The 16,610-nt window shown below is 72.9% G+C and carries 15 protein-coding genes; 1 reads left to right on the plus strand and 14 read right to left on the minus strand.

Annotated features, from left to right (window positions below; all coding sequences use genetic code 11):
• Nucleotides 1-2 precede the first annotated feature (2 nt).
• On the minus strand, nucleotides 3-2,066 hold the full coding sequence (locus ACI78Q_RS13530; protein WP_456923909.1) for a hydantoinase/oxoprolinase family protein: 2,064 nt from the start codon (nucleotides 2,064-2,066) through the stop codon (nucleotides 3-5).
• Complete coding sequence (locus ACI78Q_RS13535; protein ID WP_456923910.1) at nucleotides 2,063-2,821, minus strand: GntR family transcriptional regulator; 759 nt, start codon at nucleotides 2,819-2,821, stop codon at nucleotides 2,063-2,065. Before ACI78Q_RS13535 ends, ACI78Q_RS13530 begins: the two co-directional genes overlap by 4 nt.
• Before the next feature lie 104 nt (nucleotides 2,822-2,925).
• On the opposite strand from ACI78Q_RS13535, the gene ACI78Q_RS13540 reads away from it, so the two are divergent.
• On the plus strand, nucleotides 2,926-3,819 hold the full coding sequence (locus ACI78Q_RS13540; protein ID WP_456923911.1) for an isocitrate lyase/PEP mutase family protein: 894 nt from the start codon (nucleotides 2,926-2,928) through the stop codon (nucleotides 3,817-3,819).
• Nucleotides 3,820-3,947: 128 nt separating this feature from the next.
• Here ACI78Q_RS13540 and ACI78Q_RS13545 read toward each other — a convergent pair whose 3' ends face one another.
• The 12 genes from ACI78Q_RS13545 to ACI78Q_RS13600 all read right to left on the minus strand — a co-directional run bounded on the left by ACI78Q_RS13545 (nucleotide 3,948) and on the right by ACI78Q_RS13600 (nucleotide 16,482).
• Nucleotides 3,948-4,742, minus strand: a complete 795-nt coding sequence (locus ACI78Q_RS13545) for an enoyl-CoA hydratase/isomerase family protein (RefSeq protein WP_456923912.1) — start codon at nucleotides 4,740-4,742, stop codon at nucleotides 3,948-3,950.
• 241 nt (nucleotides 4,743-4,983) lie between these two features.
• On the minus strand, nucleotides 4,984-5,838 hold the full coding sequence (locus ACI78Q_RS13550; protein WP_456923913.1) for an alpha/beta fold hydrolase: 855 nt from the start codon (nucleotides 5,836-5,838) through the stop codon (nucleotides 4,984-4,986).
• A 115-nt stretch (nucleotides 5,839-5,953) separates the two neighbouring features.
• Nucleotides 5,954-6,991, minus strand: coding sequence for a sugar ABC transporter substrate-binding protein (locus tag ACI78Q_RS13555; protein ID WP_456923914.1), 1,038 nt, complete (start codon nucleotides 6,989-6,991; stop codon nucleotides 5,954-5,956).
• A 124-nt stretch (nucleotides 6,992-7,115) separates the two neighbouring features.
• On the minus strand, nucleotides 7,116-8,246 hold the full coding sequence (locus ACI78Q_RS13560) for an ABC transporter permease subunit (protein ID WP_456923915.1): 1,131 nt from the start codon (nucleotides 8,244-8,246) through the stop codon (nucleotides 7,116-7,118).
• Complete coding sequence (locus ACI78Q_RS13565; RefSeq protein WP_456923916.1) at nucleotides 8,243-9,859, minus strand: sugar ABC transporter ATP-binding protein; 1,617 nt, start codon at nucleotides 9,857-9,859, stop codon at nucleotides 8,243-8,245. Before ACI78Q_RS13565 ends, ACI78Q_RS13560 begins: the two co-directional genes overlap by 4 nt.
• 5 nt (nucleotides 9,860-9,864) lie before the next feature.
• Nucleotides 9,865-10,671, minus strand: coding sequence for an alpha/beta fold hydrolase (locus tag ACI78Q_RS13570; protein WP_456923917.1), 807 nt, complete (start codon nucleotides 10,669-10,671; stop codon nucleotides 9,865-9,867).
• Nucleotides 10,664-11,107, minus strand: coding sequence for a RidA family protein (locus ACI78Q_RS13575; protein WP_456923918.1), 444 nt, complete (start codon nucleotides 11,105-11,107; stop codon nucleotides 10,664-10,666). The genes ACI78Q_RS13570 and ACI78Q_RS13575 overlap by 8 nt, the downstream gene beginning before the upstream one ends.
• A 99-nt stretch (nucleotides 11,108-11,206) precedes the next feature.
• Nucleotides 11,207-12,661 (minus strand): amidohydrolase family protein, encoded by a 1,455-nt coding sequence (locus ACI78Q_RS13580; protein WP_456923919.1) that lies wholly within the window; start codon nucleotides 12,659-12,661, stop codon nucleotides 11,207-11,209.
• A 112-nt stretch (nucleotides 12,662-12,773) separates the two neighbouring features.
• Nucleotides 12,774-13,466 (minus strand): GntR family transcriptional regulator, encoded by a 693-nt coding sequence (locus tag ACI78Q_RS13585; RefSeq protein ID WP_456923920.1) that lies wholly within the window; start codon nucleotides 13,464-13,466, stop codon nucleotides 12,774-12,776.
• Entirely contained in the window at nucleotides 13,463-14,368 is a 906-nt protein-coding gene (locus tag ACI78Q_RS13590; protein WP_456923921.1) for a fumarylacetoacetate hydrolase family protein, read from the minus strand. Before ACI78Q_RS13590 ends, ACI78Q_RS13585 begins: the two co-directional genes overlap by 4 nt.
• Nucleotides 14,369-14,416: 48 nt before the next feature.
• Entirely contained in the window at nucleotides 14,417-15,559 is a 1,143-nt protein-coding gene (locus tag ACI78Q_RS13595; protein WP_456923922.1) for an FAD-dependent oxidoreductase, read from the minus strand.
• A gap of 497 nt (nucleotides 15,560-16,056) precedes the next feature.
• On the minus strand, nucleotides 16,057-16,482 hold the full coding sequence (locus ACI78Q_RS13600; RefSeq protein WP_456923923.1) for a hypothetical protein: 426 nt from the start codon (nucleotides 16,480-16,482) through the stop codon (nucleotides 16,057-16,059).
• Between the last annotated feature and the right edge of the window lie 128 nt (nucleotides 16,483-16,610).

Below are 16,610 nucleotides of genomic sequence, written 5' to 3' on the forward strand. Positions count from 1 at the left end.
TCTCAGCCCTCCAGCGGGGTGATCAGCAGGCTGCCCGAGGGGTGCACGGTGGCCGCGTGCCCGGGCAGGACGAGGGTCGTGGAGTCCATCTCGGTGACGATCGCCGGACCGGTGACGACGTCACCGGCGCGCAGCCCCGCGCGGTCGTAGACGCCGGCGGGCACGTACTCGCCGCCGACGTAGATGCGGTGCTCCTGCACCAGCGCGCCGGCCGGGTCGCCGTCGCCGTCGGGCAGCACGACCGGGGCGACGTCGGGCCGCGGGCCGGTGACCGTGGCGCGGGCGTTGACCAACTCGTGGTCGACGTGCAGCAGGAACGAGAACAGCCGGTCGTGCTCCGCGTCGAAGGTCTGCCCCAGCCGCTGCAGGGCGGCGTCCGCGTCGTCGAGCCAGGCGGGGTCGACGTCGACCGGGATCTCGAAGCCCTGGCCGTGGTACCGCACGTCGACCTGGTAGCTGACCGTCTGCTCGGAGGTCGGCACCCCCTGGGCGGCCAGCCGCCGGCCGGCGTCGTCGGCGAGCTCGCGCAGCACCGTGACCAGGTCGCCGCCGGTGAGCTCGGCGAAGCGGCGCAGCACGGTGCGGGCGGACTCGTCGCGACGGCTGGTGGTGGCGTCGCCCAGCGCGCACAGCAGCCCCGGACCCGGCGGGATGATGACCGGCCAGGCGCCGGTGAGCCGGCCCATCGCGTTGGCGTGCAGGGGGCCGGCGCCGCCGAAGGCGACGAGGGAGAAGTCGCGCGGGTCGAAGCCCTGCTGCACCGAGACCAGCCGGACGCCGCCGAGCATGTTCTCGTTGACGATGTCGATGATCCCGGCCGCGGCGGCCTCGACCGAGTCCAACCCCATGGCCTCGGCGATCTTGCTGATCGCCGCGCGGGAGGCCTCGACGTCGAGGGAGATCTCGCCGCCGGCCAGCGTGGTGGGCAGGTACCCGAGGACGACGTTCGCGTCGGTGACGGTCGGCTCCACGCCGCCCTTGCCGTAGGCCGCGGGACCCGGGTCGGCGCCGGCGGACTGCGGGCCGACCCGCAGCGCCCGGGTCAGCTCGGGGACGTGGGCGATGGAGCCGCCGCCGGCGCCGACCGTGCGGACGTCGACGCTGGAGGCGCGCACCGCGAGGTCGCCGACCTTGGTCTCCCGGCCGATCTTCGGGTCGAGGTCGCGGACCAGTCCGACGTCGGTCGAGGTGCCGCCCATGTCGAAGGTGATCAGGTCGCGGTGCCCGGACTGCTCGGCCACCCAGACCGCCCCGGTCACGCCGCCGGCCGGGCCCGACAGCAGCAGGGTGACCGGGGAGTCGATGGCCGCACCGGCCGAGGAGAGGCCGCCGTCGCTGCGCAGGATGGCCAGCTCGCCGGCGACCCCGCCCTCCTGCAGCTGCTCGGACAGCGTCGTCACGTACCTCTTGACCTGCGGCTGCACGTAGCCGTTGGCCACCGTGGTCAGCGTGCGCTCGTACTCGCGCAGCTCGGGGAGCACGTCGGAGGACAGCGACACCGGGACGCCGGGCAGCACCTCGGCGGCGATCTCGGCGATCCGCCGCTCGTGGGCGGGGTCGGCGAAGGAGTTGATCAGCGAGACCGCCAGCGCCTGGATGTCCTGCCCGGCGAGCCGCTGCAACTGCGCGCGGACGTCGTCCTCGTCGAGCGGGCGCACCACGGCGCCGTCGCTGGCGATCCGCTCGTCGACCTCGACGGTGTTCTCCAGGGCCGCGAGCGGCTCCGGCTTGGGCCAGATGATCCAGCCGGCCAGCCCGCCGGGGACGTAGGAGCGGGCGATCTGCAGCACCTGCCGGAAGCCCCGGGTGGTCACCAGGCCGACGGTCGCGCCCTTCCCCTCGAGGATCGCGTTGGTCGCGACCGTGGTGCCGTGCAGCACCTGGGCGACCTCCGAGAGGTCGATGCCCGCCTCGCCGCAGGCCTTGGCGATGCCGGTGAGGACGCCGACGGACTGGTCGGCCGGCGTGGAGGCGGTCTTGGCCCGCCACGTGCGGCCGCTGCCCTCCTCGACGAGCAGGACGTCGGTGAACGTGCCGCCGACGTCGACTCCGAGCCGGTAGCTCATGGCGTCTCCTCTTCTCGCGGGTGCTCGGTGTGCTCCGTGCTGAGGGCGCGGTGGTCCGCGCGCGTGCGGGCGCGGGGGCCCACGGGTGCCAGGTCGAGGTCGTTGGCGGCGGCCGCCCGGACCATGACCGCTCGGGCGTTGCGGATGTGCGCGGTCATCACCGCGCGCGCCCACTCCGCGTCGCCGGCGCGCAGCGCGGCCACGATCTCGACGTGGTGGGCCAGGCTGCGGCGCAGCGACGCCTCGTCGTAGGCGCGGAAGTTGCGCACCACGATCGGCGGGTGGACGACGCCGGCGAGGGCCGTGGCCAGTGCGGGGTGCCCGGCGAGGGCCACCAGCCGGTCGTGGAAGGTGCGGTTGAGCGGCACGAGGGCGTCGAGGTCCTGCTGCGGGCCGGGGGCCCCGATCCGCTGCATCTCGTGCGCGACCTCGTCGAGCTCCTCGACGTCGGCGGCCGTGGCCTGCGGGACGGCCAGGGCGGTCAGCTGCGGCTCCAGCAGCGCGCGCAGCTCGAAGACCCCCTCGAGCTCGTCGAGGGTCCAGGTCGCCACGCGGGCGCCGCGGTTGGGCACCAGCTGGACCAGGCCCTCGGCGGCGAGCCGGGACAGCGCCTCCCGGACCGGGGTGCGGCTGACCCCCAGACGCTCGGCCAGCTCCACCTCGCCGAGGCGCGCACCGGCGGGCAGCTCGCCGCGCAGGATCACCTCGCGCAGCGTGTCCAGGGCCCGTTCGGCCGAGGTCAGCGCCCGTGTCATGCCTCACACCCCTTCGCGATTGCATGCAACGTAGGGCCGAGGGCTTCCCAGGAGCAATCCCTCCTGCGTAAATTCCTGGCGACTGCATACAAGAGGGGGCCGCCGTGGGAGACCTGCTGGGAAGTCGCCGTCCGTCACCGCGGGCCCGGCTGCGGGAGCTGCTGGCCGCGCCGGGGCCGCTGATCGCGCCGGGCGCGTACGACGCCCTCTCGGCCCGGCTCGTCGAGCAGGCCGGGTTCGACGTCGTCTACATGACGGGGTTCGGGACGACGGCCTCGCTCATCGGCCGCCCCGACGTGGGCCTGCTGACCGGTGCGGAGATGGTGGACAACGCCCGCCGGATCACCGCCGCGGTCGACGTGCCGGTCATCGCCGACGCCGACACCGGCTACGGCAACGCGATCAACGTCGTCCGGACGGTGCAGCTCTACGAGCAGGCCGGGGTCGCCGGCATCCAGCTCGAGGACCAGGTGATGCCCAAGAAGTGCGGGCACATGAGCGGCAAGGTCCTGATCGGCGCCGACGAGATGGTGGGCAAGCTGCGCGCCGCCGTCGAGGCCCGCCGTGACCCGGACCTGGTGCTCGTCGCCCGCACCGACGCGGTGGCCACCCACGGCATCGACGAGGCGATCACCCGCGCCCGTGCCTTCGCCGAGGCCGGCGCCGACGTGCTGTTCGTCGAGGCGCCGACGTCGGAGGCCGACATCGAGCGGGTCGCCACCGAGCTGAAGGGCGTGGCCCCGCTGGTGTTCAACTGGGCCGAGGGCGGCCGCACGCCCCCGCTGTCCCTGGAGCGGATGACCGAGCTCGGCTTCTCCCTGGTCATCTACCCGATCGGCACGCTGCTGGCCGCGACCGCCGGCATCCGCTCGCTGCTCGCCTCGCTGCGCCGGGACGGCGTGCCCTCAATGGAGGGGCTGCCGGCGTTCGGGGAGTTCACCGACCTGATCGGGCTGCCGGAGGTCCAGCAGCTGGAGCAGCGCTTCTCCGGGAGCTGACCTCCGAGCGGGATCTGCCCGGCCGGATCAGACCCGGAGGTGCTCGTGCTCTGCCCACGATGGTGGGCAGAGCACGAGCATCCGCAGAAGACTTCTCGAGGTGGTGGGGTCGCAGGCGGCCCGTCGGGTCAGCGGCCGGTCCACCGCGGCGGGCGCTTCTCGAGGTGGGCGGCGATGCCCTCCTTGCGGTCCTCGCTGAGGTAGGGGTTGGGGCCGACGTCGAGCCGCAGCGCCTGCCAGAGCGGCAGCTCCAGCGACTTCACCGCGGTCTCCTTCATCCGTCGGATGGAGATCGGTGCGTTGGCGGCGATGGCGTCGGCGAGCCGCAGCGCCGTCGGGAGCACCTCGCCGGCCGGCACCAGGCGGTTGACCAGCCCCCACCGCTCGGCGACCTCGCTGGTCACGTACTCGCCCGTGTAGAGCAGCTCCAGCGCGATGCCCATCGGGATGCGCTTGGGCAGGACGACGGACCCGAAGTTGGCGCCCATGCCGATCTTGGCCTCGGGCAGCCCCATCGGGACGCCGGGCGCGGCCACCCGCAGGTCGCAGGCGAGCGCCAGCTCGAAGCCACCGGCGACCGCGGCCCCGTTGATCGCCGCGATGACCGGGACCGGCGTCTCGGTGACCAACTCGAACAGCGACCGGGTGGGCCGGCCCATCGGCGGCCGGAACCGCTCGCCGCGGCGGTCGCCCTCGCGGATCTCCTTGAGGTCGAAGCCGGCGCAGAACGCGGGGCCGTTGCCGGTGAGCACGACCGCGCGGACCCCGCCGTCCTCACCGCAGCGCAGCAGCTCCTCGACGAGGTCGGCCTGGACCGCCGAGGAGAGCGCGTTGCGGCGCTCGGGCCGGTCCAGGGTGAGCACGCGGACGTGCCCCCGGTCCTCGACGACCAGTCCCGACTCCCGCCGCTGCGCATCGCCCATGCCGGCCAACCTCTCACGTCTGCCGCATCGCGACGTCGCAGTGCGGTGGTGGACCCGGCTCCGGGGCGTCCACGGCCGGGGCCTGCGGGGTGCCGGTCCCACGCCGAGCGGGAGGCTCAGCGCGACCAGAACCGCACACGGGACGTACGTCCACGACATCCCCAGCGCGGTGCCGGCCGCCGCACCCAGGGCTCTGCTGGTCCCGGCACCGCGGGCACTCCTCTCCGACGGCGCGCCGGGCTCACACGGGGCGGCGGCGGCGCCAGCCGGTCATGATCTCGGCGAACCGGTCGGGGTCCTCGAAGTACGGGGCGTGCCCGCAGCCCTCCATCACCTCGAGGGTCGATCCCGGCAGGGCCTCGTGCGCGGCGCGGCCCATGGCCAGCGGCGTCCACCGGTCGTCCTCGCCCCACACGAGCAGCACCCGGTCGGTGAGCCGTGCTTCGTTGAGGGCATCGACGACCAGGTCGTCGTTGCACGGGCCGAGCAGGAAGTCGGCGACCGCGGTCAGCGACTCGCGGGCACCGAGGGAGGAGTTGATCATCGACTCCTCGCGCACCCAGGCGTCGGTCACCATGGCGGGGTCAGCGACGAGGAGGTCCAGCTTGCGGCGGACGCCGGCGTCGCTCGCGTCGGCAAGGACCTCACGCGGGACCATGTTCTCGTCGGGCAGGGGCGCCAGGCCGATGGCGCCGATGAGCACGACCGAGTCGACGAGGTCCGGCCGGTCGAGGGCCAGGTGTGCCGCGACGTGGGCCCCCAGGGACGTGCCGGCCACGGTCACCCCCGAGAGGCCCAGTTCGTCCAGGACGCCGCTGATGAACGCCGCCATACCGGCCGCGGTGTAGTCGGGGCCGGCCCCCTTGTCGGCGAGCCCGTGACCCGGGAAGTCGATGGCGAAGACGCGGTAGCCGGCGGCCACCAGACCCGGGATCGTCGGCACGAAGCGGTCGGCCCGGGACCCGGCGCCGTGCAGGCAGACCAGCGGCGTGACACCCCCGGTGGACTCCACCACGCGGGTGCGGATGCCGGCCGCGGTGACCGGATAGCTGATGACCTGGTCTCGGCCGGAGGTGAAGGGACGGGCATCGGACACGGCGGTCTCCTGGTTCGATCGTGCGACGTCGGAAGGGGCGGCCCCGGAAGGTGGGCGGGCGCCGCTCCCGGTCCGGCCCCGCGCGGGACGGGGCCGGACCGGGAGCGGGGCGGGCTCAGCAGTCGCCGGAGGCGATGAGCGCCTCCACGTCCTCGTGGCTCTCCGCCGTGACCATCTGACTCGGCACGTCGACGAACCGCTCCGCGGGCTTCTCGCCGTCACGGACGAAGGCCATGAGGGTGTCCATCGCCAGCTTGCCGGTGGCGACCCCGCAGAGCGTGATCGTCATGTCCATCTCGCCCGCGGCCACCGACTGCCGAGCCGGCTCGCCGCCGTCGGTCCCGATGATGACGATGTCCTCCATCGCGATGCCCCGCTGCTGGGCAGCGAGGATCCCGCCCAGCGCGATGTCGTCGTTGTCGAAGTACAGGGCGTCGACGTCGGGGTTGGCGGTGAGCACGTTCTCCGCCGCCGCGAGGCCCGCGTCGGAGCTGAACTCGCCGGTGTAGGGCCCGTCGATGACGGTGATGCCGGGGTTCTCGGCGAACACCTCCATCGCGCCCTGCGCCTGCAGCTCGCTGAACAGCAGGCCCCGGATGCCGTGGATCATCGCCACCGTGCCCTGCCCGCCGAGGGTGTCGACGAGGTACTGCGCCTTCTCCCGGCCGACCTCGGTGTACTCCTTGCCGACGTGGCCGATGACCGACGCCCAGCCCTCCTCCTGGATGTCGTTGACCGCGGTCAACACCGGGAGGCCGCCGTCCGAGGCCTGCTGGAAGACCGGGATCAGGGCGGCCGGGTCGACCGGGACCACGATCACCCCGTCCGGCGACTGGGTCAGCGCGTTCTGCACCTGGTCGTACTGCAGCTGCGGATCGGTCTCGCCGTAGGTGACGTTCAGCGTGACGCCCTCGGCGTCCGCCCGCTCCTGGGCACCGGCGACGAAGTCCTGGAAGTAGGGCAGCGACCGCGAGTAGACGTTCATCTCCACGGTCAGGTCGTCGCCACCGCCGCCGCCACCCGAGGCGGCGGCCTCCTCGCCGCCCCCGGAGCAGGCGGCGAGGGAGAGGGCGAGGCCGGTGGCCGCCAGCGCGGCGACGGCACGACGCGGGTGGGCGGATCGGGGAAGGGCGGACGTGGTCGGGGTGCGCACGGATACCTCCTGGAAGGGGGGGTGGACACCGGTGGGGGACGGCGGTGTCCGTGACCGGGGCGGTACGGGCGCAGGCGGGGAGACCTGCGGACGCGCGCGGCGGTGGCCAGGCGCGGGCTCGGGGTCAGCGCGGCGGTGCGGCGGCTGACGACGGTGGGACGGGGCCGACACCGGCGGGCACCTGATCCGGTGCCGTCGGCGGCTGGTCGGGGGTGGACAGGACGGGACCGGCGGAGGACGGCGTCACCCGCCGGCGGACGAGCCGCCTGCGCAGGAAGTCGACCGACGCGGCGAGGATGAAGACCGAGCCGAGGACGACCTGCTTGTAGTCCTCGCTGATGCCGGAGAGGTCGAGGCCGTTCCGGAGGACGGCGATCAGCAGGACGCCCCACAGCGTCCGGACGACCGAACCGCGACCACCGTTGAGGCTGGTGCCGCCTACGACGACCGCCGCGATCGCCTCCAGCGCGAGGGTGCCGTTGGCGTTGGGCTGACCGGACTGCACCCGGACCAGCAGCGCGATCGCCGCGAGCGCGGTCGCCAGCCCACCCAGGACGAAGACCAGGAGCCGCACCCGGCCCAGCGAGATGCCGGAGAGCCGGGCCGCCTCGGCGTTGCCGCCCACGGCGAGCACCTGGTAGCCGAAGACGGTCTGCCGCTGCAGCCACCACAGCAGGAGGAAGATCACCGCGGTCCCCCAGACCAGGACCGGCAGCCCGAGCAGGCGCAGGGTGGCGATGCCACGGAAGCCCGCCGGCAGGCCGCTGACCACCCCGCCGTTCGTCATGGCCAGCGCGATGCCACCGCAGATGATCATCGTGCCGAGGGTGGCGATGAACGAGGGCACCTGCAGCGCCGTGACGACGACGCCGTTGACCAGCCCCAGCAGCAGCCCCGCGAGCAGGCAGGCGCCGAGGCCCAGCCAGATCGACCCCGTGTCGACCATGACCGTCGCGCCGATGACGCTGATCAGCGCCGAGCCGGTGCCCATCGATAGGTCGAGCTGGCCGGCCATGATCACGAAGGTCGCGCCGAAGGCGACGATCGCCAGGATCGACGCCTGCATGAGCACGTTCGTGACGTTGATCCGGGAGAAGAAGGCGTCGTTGGTCGCCGACAGGTAGGCGACGAGCGCCAGGAGCACGGCCGGCACGAACAGCCGGTCGAACAGGGCGCCACGGACCCGCACCTGGGGTGGGAGCGCCGGCACTCCCGTCGGGTCGCTGCGGACGGGTCGTTCACGCATCGCGGTCATCGAGGACTCTCCATCCGGACGTTCGGTCGGGAGGACGGGATCGAGGGGGACGGCGGAGCGGTGCCGTCGGGGACCCGCGGTGCGGGGGCGGCGGGTACGTCGTCCTCACCGGCGGTCAGCGCGGTCAGGCGCGCCTGGTCGAGTTCGTCGAAGCTGTGCACGCGGGACAGGCAGCCGTGCCGGAACACCGCCACCCGGTCGGCCAGCGCCAGCACCTCACGGACGTCGGTGGAGAACAGGACCACGGCGCCGCCCGCGGCGGTGAACTCCCTCAGCAGGTCGTGGATCTGCGCCCGGCCACCGATGTCCACTCCCTGGGTGGGTTCTTCCACCGCGATCAACCGGACGCCGGAGGCGAGCCACTTGGCGACCAGCACCTTCTGCTGGTTGCCCCCCGACAGCGCCGACGCCGGCGCGGTGAGGGTCGGCATCCGGATGTCCAGCCGGGTCCGGAACTCCTCGGCCCGGCGCAGCAGCCGCCGCCGCGACACCCGCCCGGCGGTGGACACCTGCCCCAGCGACGCGAGCGAGATGTTGACCGCGCACGAGTGGTCGAGCACCAGACCGCGGGCCTTGCGGTCCTCGGGGATGAAGCCGATGCCCAAGGCCTGGGCATCCCGTGCGGTCCGCAGCGGCACCTCGCGGCCGTCCACCTCGGCCCGGCCGCGCAGCGGCACGTCCCCACCGACCATGGCGACGAAGGTGGCCGCACCCGAGCCGACCAGTCCCGTCACCGCGACGGTCTCCCCCGCGTGCACGTCGACGTCGAAGGGGTCGCCGTCGTCGGAGCACCGGACGCCGCGCAGCCGTAGCAGCACCCCGGGGCGCACCGACGAGGCGTCCGGGCGCGCGGACTCCTGCGGGCGGTCCCCCACCATGAGCCGGGCCATCTCCGCGGTGGTCAGCCCGGCGCTGGAGCGCTCGGCGACCCGCCGGCCGTCCCGCAGCACGGTCACCCGGTCGGCGATGGCGGCCACCTCGTCCAGCCGGTGCGAGACGAAGGCGAGCCCGACGCCGTGCCCGCGCAACGTGCGCATGAGGGTGAGCACGCGCTCGGCCGCCGCCGGCTCCAGGGAGGCCGTCGGCTCGTCGAGGATGAGGAAGCGCGGCTCGGTCACCATGGCCCGCGCGATCTCGACGAACTTCCGCTCCGCCGGGCCGAGCGTGCCGACGAGCGCCCGAGGGTCCAGGTCGACGCCGAGGCGGTGCAGCAGCTCCTGCACCTGGCGCCGCCAGGCCCGGTGGTCGACGGCCCCGAGCGCGCTGGCCCGCCGGGGCACCTCGGCGGCGCTGGCGAGCAGGGTCTTCTCCACCGAGAGGTCGGAGAAGAGGTTGTAGTTCTGGTGCACGACCGCGACACCGGCCGCCTGCGCCTGCTGCGGGGTGGTGAGGTGGACCGATTCGCCGTCGAGGAGGAGCGTGCCGCCGGTCGGCTTCACCGCCCCGGTGAGCACCTTGATCAGCGTGCTCTTCCCCGAGCCGTTCTCCCCGAGGAGCGCGTGGATCTCTCCCCCGCGCAGCTCGAAGTCGACGTCCCGGAGGACGATGACCCCCGAGTAGTCGTGGACGGCGGCGGTCACACCGAAGGTGGACACGCCCGTGGTCGCGGCCATCGCGCTCAGCCCGCCGACCTGCTGAGGAAATCCTCGACGGCCTTGTTCAGCGCGGCCGGTTGCTCGAGGAAGGCCAGGTGCCCGGCGCGGGGGATCTCGACGTACTCCGCGCCCGGGATGGCGGCGGCGACCCGCCGGTTGTAGCGGGGCAGGGTGATCCGGTCCTCGTCCCCGTGCACCACCAGCACCGGCACCTGGATCGAGGGCAGCCGGTCGATGGCGTCGTGGGCGAGGTCGGCGGTGAAGTGCCCGATGAAACCGGAGACGTCCTTCGAGCCGGTCCACCCGCGCAGCTCGGCCTCCAGGGCGCAGATGCGCTCGTGCTCCTCCTCCAGCAGCGTCGGCGACCACATCCAGAAGGCGAACTTCGAGAACACGTCGAGCGGGCCGTGCTGGAGGGCGTAGCGGCGCGACTCGTAGTGCCGGCGCACGTGGTTCTCGTCCGCCGTCCGGCTCCAGGTGGACAGCAGGACCGCCGAGCGCACCCGCTCCGGGTGGCGCAGCGCCATCTCCTGCGCGGTGCACGAGCCCAGGCTGAAGCCCATGACGTGCGCGGACTCGACGCCGAGCGCGTCCAGGAGGGCGACCGCGTCGTCGGCCAGCAGGGCCGGGGTGTAGTCGGAGTCGGTGCAGTCGGCGGTGCCGACCCCGCGCATGTCGTACGTGATGCACCGGTACTGCCGGGACAGGTGCTCGACCTCGTACGCCCAGGCCCGGCCGCTCATGCCCGTGCCCATGATGAGCAGCAGCGGCTCCCCGGTGCCGGCCTCCCACCAGGTGGTGCGGTGGCCGTTGACGGTCACCTCAGGCATCGCCCACCTCCACCTGGGCGGCTCCGGGGACGGCGGCGATGGCCTCGATCTCGATGAGCAGCGGCTCCTCGACCAGCCGCTCGACGAAGAGCAGCGTGTTGGGCGGGTAGCCGCCGTCGGGGTAGATGTCGGCGAAGATCTCGCCCCGGACCCTCATGAACTCCGGCAGGTGGGTGCCCCCGCCGACGAGGTAGGTGGTCATCTTCGCGATGTCGGCGAACGTGCCACCGACGGCGGCCAGCGCCGTACCGAGGTTGGCGTAGGCGCCGCGGACCTGGTCGGCGAAGCTGCCGTCGCCGTACAGCTCGCCGTCCTCGGTCATGCCGACCTGGCCGGCGATGAGGACCGGGTCGCCGTCGGCGACCACGCTGACGTGGGAGTAGCGGCCGAGCGGCTCGCCGAGACCCTTGGGCTTGCGGTGCAGGTGGACGGTCACGGGGTGGTCCTTCCTCTGGAGGATCGCCGCCCGGCGTGCGGGCAGCTGGGGAGCGACGCGCGGCGGTGCCGGCATCGGGGGTCGGTGCGGGGGCGGCGCTCAGTCGTGGACGGCGCCGTCCGGGGCCAGCTCCTCGGCGGCGAGCGCCCTCTGGCTGCGGTCCATCTCGTGGGCGATCTCGACGCCGTCCGACATCGACCACGGCAGCACGTTGTACGGCTTGTCCGGGTTGTCGCCGGTGACCATGTCGTAGGTCAGTTCGGTCTGGCTGTAGATCAGCGGGTCGCGGTCGTTGTGGAACCGGACCATGTCCAGGTCGTCAGGGAAGCTCTGGACGACGCCGTCCTTGATGACGATCTCGACGTTGCGCTTGTCGACGAGGACGTGGAGGTTCTCGGCCGGGTTGCCCTTGACCACGATGACGTCGGCCAGGTAGCCGGGCAGCAGCTTCCCGAGCTTGCCCTCGAGGTTCATCATCTTCGCGCCGTTGGCGGTGGCGGCGAGGATGGCCTCCATGTTCGACAGCCCCGCGTAGACCTGCAGCAGCTCCAGCTCGCGGGCGTGCCACTCGCCGTAGGGCGTGATGGCGAAGCCGGTGTCGGTGCCCATCGCGAACTCCACGCCCGCCTCGTGCGCCTTGTGCAGGCTCTCGACGCTCTTCTCGAGCATCCGGCGGCAGCCGTGGTACTGCCCGTAGGGGGCGCCGGTCAGCTCGGGCCAGTCGGCGAGGTTGGCCAGCAGCAGCAGCGTCGGCACGAGGGTGACGTCGTTGTCGACGAGCTTCTCGATGCCCTCGTCGGTCATGACGTTGCCGTGCATGATCCAGTCGAAGCCCGCGTCGGCGGCCGCGCGCACCTCCCCCGGACCGCGGGCGTGGATGGTGACCTTCTTGCCGAGCTGGTGGACGAGGTCGGCGACCGCCTTCATCTCGTCGTTGGTGAAGGCCTGGAAGTCGCCGTACGGGCTGTCGGCGAGCTTGATGAGGTCGACGCCGTTCTTGACCTGGTGCCGGATCTCGACCTTCATCTGGTCCACGGTGTTCGTGAGCGTGCCGATGTTGCCGTCGGGGACGCCCACCGAGTCCGGGTACCAGTCGGTGAGACCGTTGCTGGTGGTCAGGTAACGGCCGGCCGAGGTCATCCGCGGGCCCTGGACGAGCCCGGCGTTGATCCCCTCGCGGATGCCGACGCCGATGTAGTAGCTCCCGCCGGGCTGGGAGATGCTCGTGATGCCGGCCCGGAGCACCTTGCGGGCGTTGGCCGCGGCGATGAGCGTGCGCATCTCCGCACTGGTGTAGAGGTCGATCTCCTCCTCGTACCGGGCCTCGCCGTAGGTCATGTGGCAGTGCGCGTCGATCAACCCCGGCATGACGGTGCGCCCGGTGGCGTCGATCCGCCGCATCTTCTCCTTGGGCGGCATCTCGATGCCGGTGGAGTCGTCGCCGACGGCGACGATCGTGTTGCCGTGCAGGACGACGTCGGTGTCCGGGCGGGGGTCCGCGCCGGTGGCGTCGATGACGGTGCCGCCGGTGATCAGGGTCCAGTCCTCGTACACGGGGACTCCTCTCCTGGCTGTCGAAGGGTGTGCGGGATCCCGGCACGCCCTCCGCCGGGCGGAGGGGTGTCGTGGGTGGGGCTGCGGGAAGGGGTGGCGCCGGAGTCCGAGCTCAGCCGCCGTCGGGCTCGAGTGCTGGGGCGACCTGAGCTGCGGTCTGGTGCAGGTGCGAGCGGATGGCCGCCTCCATCGCATCGGGGTCGCGCCTGACCAGGGCGGCGAGCATCTCCCCGTGCTCGTCGTGTGCGGTCGCTGCGGAGGGCCCGGTGGAGACCAGGATGCGGACGTAGAACTTGGCCCGGGACGAGAGCGTGCTGATCAGCGCGATCAGCTCCCGGTTGGCGCAGGGGGCGTACAGGGTGGCGTGGAACTCCTGGTTGAGCTGGGCCCAGAGCACCGGGTCCGTGACGCCCTCCATCGAGTCGTGCAGGTCCTGCACGGCAGCGATGTGCGCCTCCGTGGTGGCGGCGACCACCTTGCGGCCGGCCAGGACCTCCAGCTGCTCGCGGATCTCGTACAGGTCGAGCAGCTGCTGCACCGAGGGCCGGGTGACGACGGCCCCCCGGTGGGCGTCGAAGGTGACCAGGCCCTCGCTGGCCAGGGCGTGCAGCGCCTCCCGCAGCGGGGTGCGGCTGATGCCGAGGCGGGCGGCCAGCTCGTCCTGGCGAAGCGGGGTGTCGACCGCCACGCCGCCGCTGATGATCAGGTCGCGCAGCGCGTCCCTGGTGGCGTCGCGGATCGTGCCGCGCTGGATCGGCGAGAAGCCGGCCAGCGCTCCCCGGGTGACCGTGGGGTCGGTGCTCATGAGGGCGCTCCCTCATCGGTCCCCGGCGGGCCCCCGACCGTGTTGGTCAGCGTGCCGAGCCCGGTGATGCTGATCTCGACGGTGTCGCCTGCCCGCAGGAACCGCGGCGGGTCGAAACCGATGCCGACCCCGGCCGGCGTGCCGGTGGCGATCACGTCGCCGGGCTCCAGGGTCATGCCGGCGCTGATGGTGGCGATGAGCGTCGGGACGTCGAAGATGAGGTCGGCCGTCTTCGCGCTCTGCCGCAGCTCCCCGTTGACCCGGGCCTCGACCAGCAGGTCGGTGAGGTCCACCTCGTCAGCGGTGACCGCGAACGGCCCCATGGGGCAGCACCCGTCCAGCGACTTCCCGAGGAACCACTGCCGGTGGTCACGCTGGACGTCGCGTGCGGTCACGTCGTTGACGATCGTGTAACCCCAGACGTGGCTGAGCGCCTCCTCGGCCGGGATCCCGCGACCGCCCCGGCCGATGATGACGCCGAGCTCGGCCTCGTAGTCCAGCTCGGTGGTCAGCGTGTCGTGCAGCGGGATGACGTCACCCGGCCCGATGACCGAGCTGGTCGCCTTGGTGAAGACGACAGGGCGGTCGGGCACGCCGTTGCTGGGTGTGGAGTTGTACCCGGAGGCGTCGAACTCCAGCGAGTGCTGGTGGTAGTTCTGGCCGACGCAGATGACGTTGCGGCGCGGCCGCGGGATGGGCGGCAGCAACCGGACGTCGGCCAGCGGGATGGGTGTGGTCGAGCAGGGCACCGAGATCGGAGTCCCGCGCTGGATCAGCTCGAGCAGCCCCAGCGGGGCGCCGTCGGAGCTGACCGCGTACCCGTGCGGGACGGGGAACACGTGCTCACCGAGCACCACCCCCACGGCGGGACCGGTGTCCCCGAGGAACGACACGTACTTCACGAGGCAGCCTCCAGGTTCGTGCGCACGGCACTGGGTCGGATCACGGGATCAGGCGGGAAGGGACGCGGTCCGGGCGCCGGCGGGAACGTGCCTGGCCCCCTTGTTCAGGCCGTGCTGGAAGGGACGGCTGCCGGACACCGATCGCAGCAGGCGGCCGCGCAGGCCGTCCATGCGCTCGGGGACCTTGGCGACGACGAAGCCGTACAGGTAGGACCACCACTGCACGTGGTCGGTCAGCGCGCGGTTCTCCCGCTCCCACCGCGTCAGGGCGGTCGGGACGTCCTTCTCGTGCTCGAGGGTCATGGCCAGGGCCATCGCGTTGATGAAGGCGGTGTTGGCCGCCTGGCCGAGGTTCGGCGGCATGGCGTGGGCGGCGTCGCCGATCACCGCGACGTGGCCCTTCGACCAGTACCTGCAACGGACGTTGACCAGGCGGTCCCACCGGCTGGCCTCGGCGAACCGGTCGACCAGGTGCGCGGCGGAAGGGAACTCCGTCCGCCACAGGTCCCGGTCGACGGGCATCCGGCTGGCCCGCTCGTCGGACACCGGGGCGCTCAGGAAGATGTAGTCCTGGCCGTCGGTGCACGGGTTGTAGAGCAGCCGGCGCCGGCCGTGCCAGTACTCGATGATCGTGTCCTCGGGGTCGCCCTCGGCGCGGTCGATCATCATCCGGATGCCGGCCTCGGTGCCGAAGTCCATCCACGCGGTCGAGAAGATCGACTCGCGCAGCCGGGAGTACGCGCCGTCGGCCGCGACGACGAGATCCGCCGAGTACTCCTTGCCGTTCTCCATCTGCAGCCGACCCTCGGGCGACGCGCCGACGGCGAGGGACGAGGTCTCGATCTCCACCCCGAAGTGCTCCGCCTGCGCGATCAGCGCCTCGTAGAGGTCCGCCCGTGGCGGCAGCAGCAGCCGGTCGTCGGGGGTGGTGCGGCGGGACATGAGGACGCCGCCGTGCTGGTCGGCGATCCGCCACTCGGCGATGCTGCGTGCCCGCGCTGTGGCCTGGTCGAAGGCGCCGATCGTCTCGAGCGTCCGCAGTCCGCTCTCCCAGATCCAGATGCCCGCGCCGAACATCCGGAGCTCGGGGTTGCGCTCGTGCAGCCGCACCTTCCAGCCGAGCTGGGCGAGCCGGGTGGCGAGCACGAGTCCGGACAAGCCGGCGCCGGCGATCTCCGCTGTTCTGGGCACGTAGAACCTCCACGGGTAGGCCTGTGACCTGCACGTTTCCCGGGCGGATCCAGGATCCGGGATTTGGGATCCGGAAGGTAGCGCTGTGCCCCGCGCCAAGGGAAGAGGTTCGCGTGAACCCGATGGAAGTTCTTGGTTCCGGCTGTGTTAAGAGACGCGGCACTCCGGCTGTCGCCGCGCTCGCGCCGCCTGGAGGGCCCCCGCGACGGGGTGTGTCACATCGCGATCAGACCAGCCGCGTGATGACGGCGGGTCGTGTGCGCCGGCGCCCGGTTCTCCCGCACAGAACCGGGCGCCGGCGCACACGCTCCATCGGAGATCGGGGCGTCAGCCCCGCCGCTGCGCGACCTCGGGGTCACACGATCACCCGTGGAGAGCTCCCCGGCGCACACCTCGACCCGCGACCGGGTGGGTCGGCCCGACGCCCGGTCCCGACTCCCGCCGCTGCGCACGGCCCATGCCCACCGACCTCTCACGAGCCCGCGGCCGTGCAGAGGTCATCGGCAGGCGGCGCCGCCCCGCTGGGATGCGGCCGCGTCCCGCGCTCGGGCTGCGCCACGCCCCTCACCGCACCGGGCCGGCTCGGCGTCCTCGGTCGCAGCGGGCTCGGGCGCGGGCTCCGGCGGGACCGCGCTGGTGGAGGCGGTCGCCGGCCGCGTGGGGACGGGCGCGTCGGGGGTCGTCACGACCTCCGGCACGGGCGGCTCGGTCACCCCGGGCACCGCGGACGGCGGGGTGGCAGCGTCGTCCACCGCGAGCCGTCCACCCCGCGCGACCGGGTCGGCGCTCTCGCCGACGACCGACCGCGGTCCGGCGACCGCCTCCGGCGCCGGGGTCGCCTCCTGCGCCACGCTCCCGCCGGACCGGCCCACGACCACACCGGCGATCGCGACCAGGCCGATCGCCGCGAGCGCCACCGCCACCACGGCCCACCGCCCGACGGACGAGGACGAGGGTGCGCGGTGCGCCGGCCGGAACCGGACCGTGTCGTCGTTGATGGGATTCCTCCTCGGTGCGGGTGCGTCCGGCCGACCGTACGAAGAGATCCGGC

This window comes from Geodermatophilus sp. SYSU D00705 (genome assembly GCF_054050135.1).

Coding starts and splice junctions, on each gene's coding strand:
- ACI78Q_RS13530 (WP_456923909.1), bottom strand. CDS start 2,066: ATGAGCTACCGGCTCGGAGTCGACGTCGGCGGCACGTTCACCGACGTC.
- ACI78Q_RS13535 (WP_456923910.1), bottom strand. CDS start 2,821: ATGACACGGGCGCTGACCTCGGCCGAACGGGCCCTGGACACGCTGCGC.
- ACI78Q_RS13545 (WP_456923912.1), bottom strand. CDS start 4,742: ATGGGCGATGCGCAGCGGCGGGAGTCGGGACTGGTCGTCGAGGACCGG.
- ACI78Q_RS13560 (WP_456923915.1), bottom strand. CDS start 8,246: ATGACCGCGATGCGTGAACGACCCGTCCGCAGCGACCCGACGGGAGTG.
- ACI78Q_RS13565 (WP_456923916.1), bottom strand. CDS start 9,859: ATGGCCGCGACCACGGGCGTGTCCACCTTCGGTGTGACCGCCGCCGTC.
- ACI78Q_RS13570 (WP_456923917.1), bottom strand. CDS start 10,671: ATGCCTGAGGTGACCGTCAACGGCCACCGCACCACCTGGTGGGAGGCC.
- ACI78Q_RS13585 (WP_456923920.1), bottom strand. CDS start 13,466: ATGAGCACCGACCCCACGGTCACCCGGGGAGCGCTGGCCGGCTTCTCG.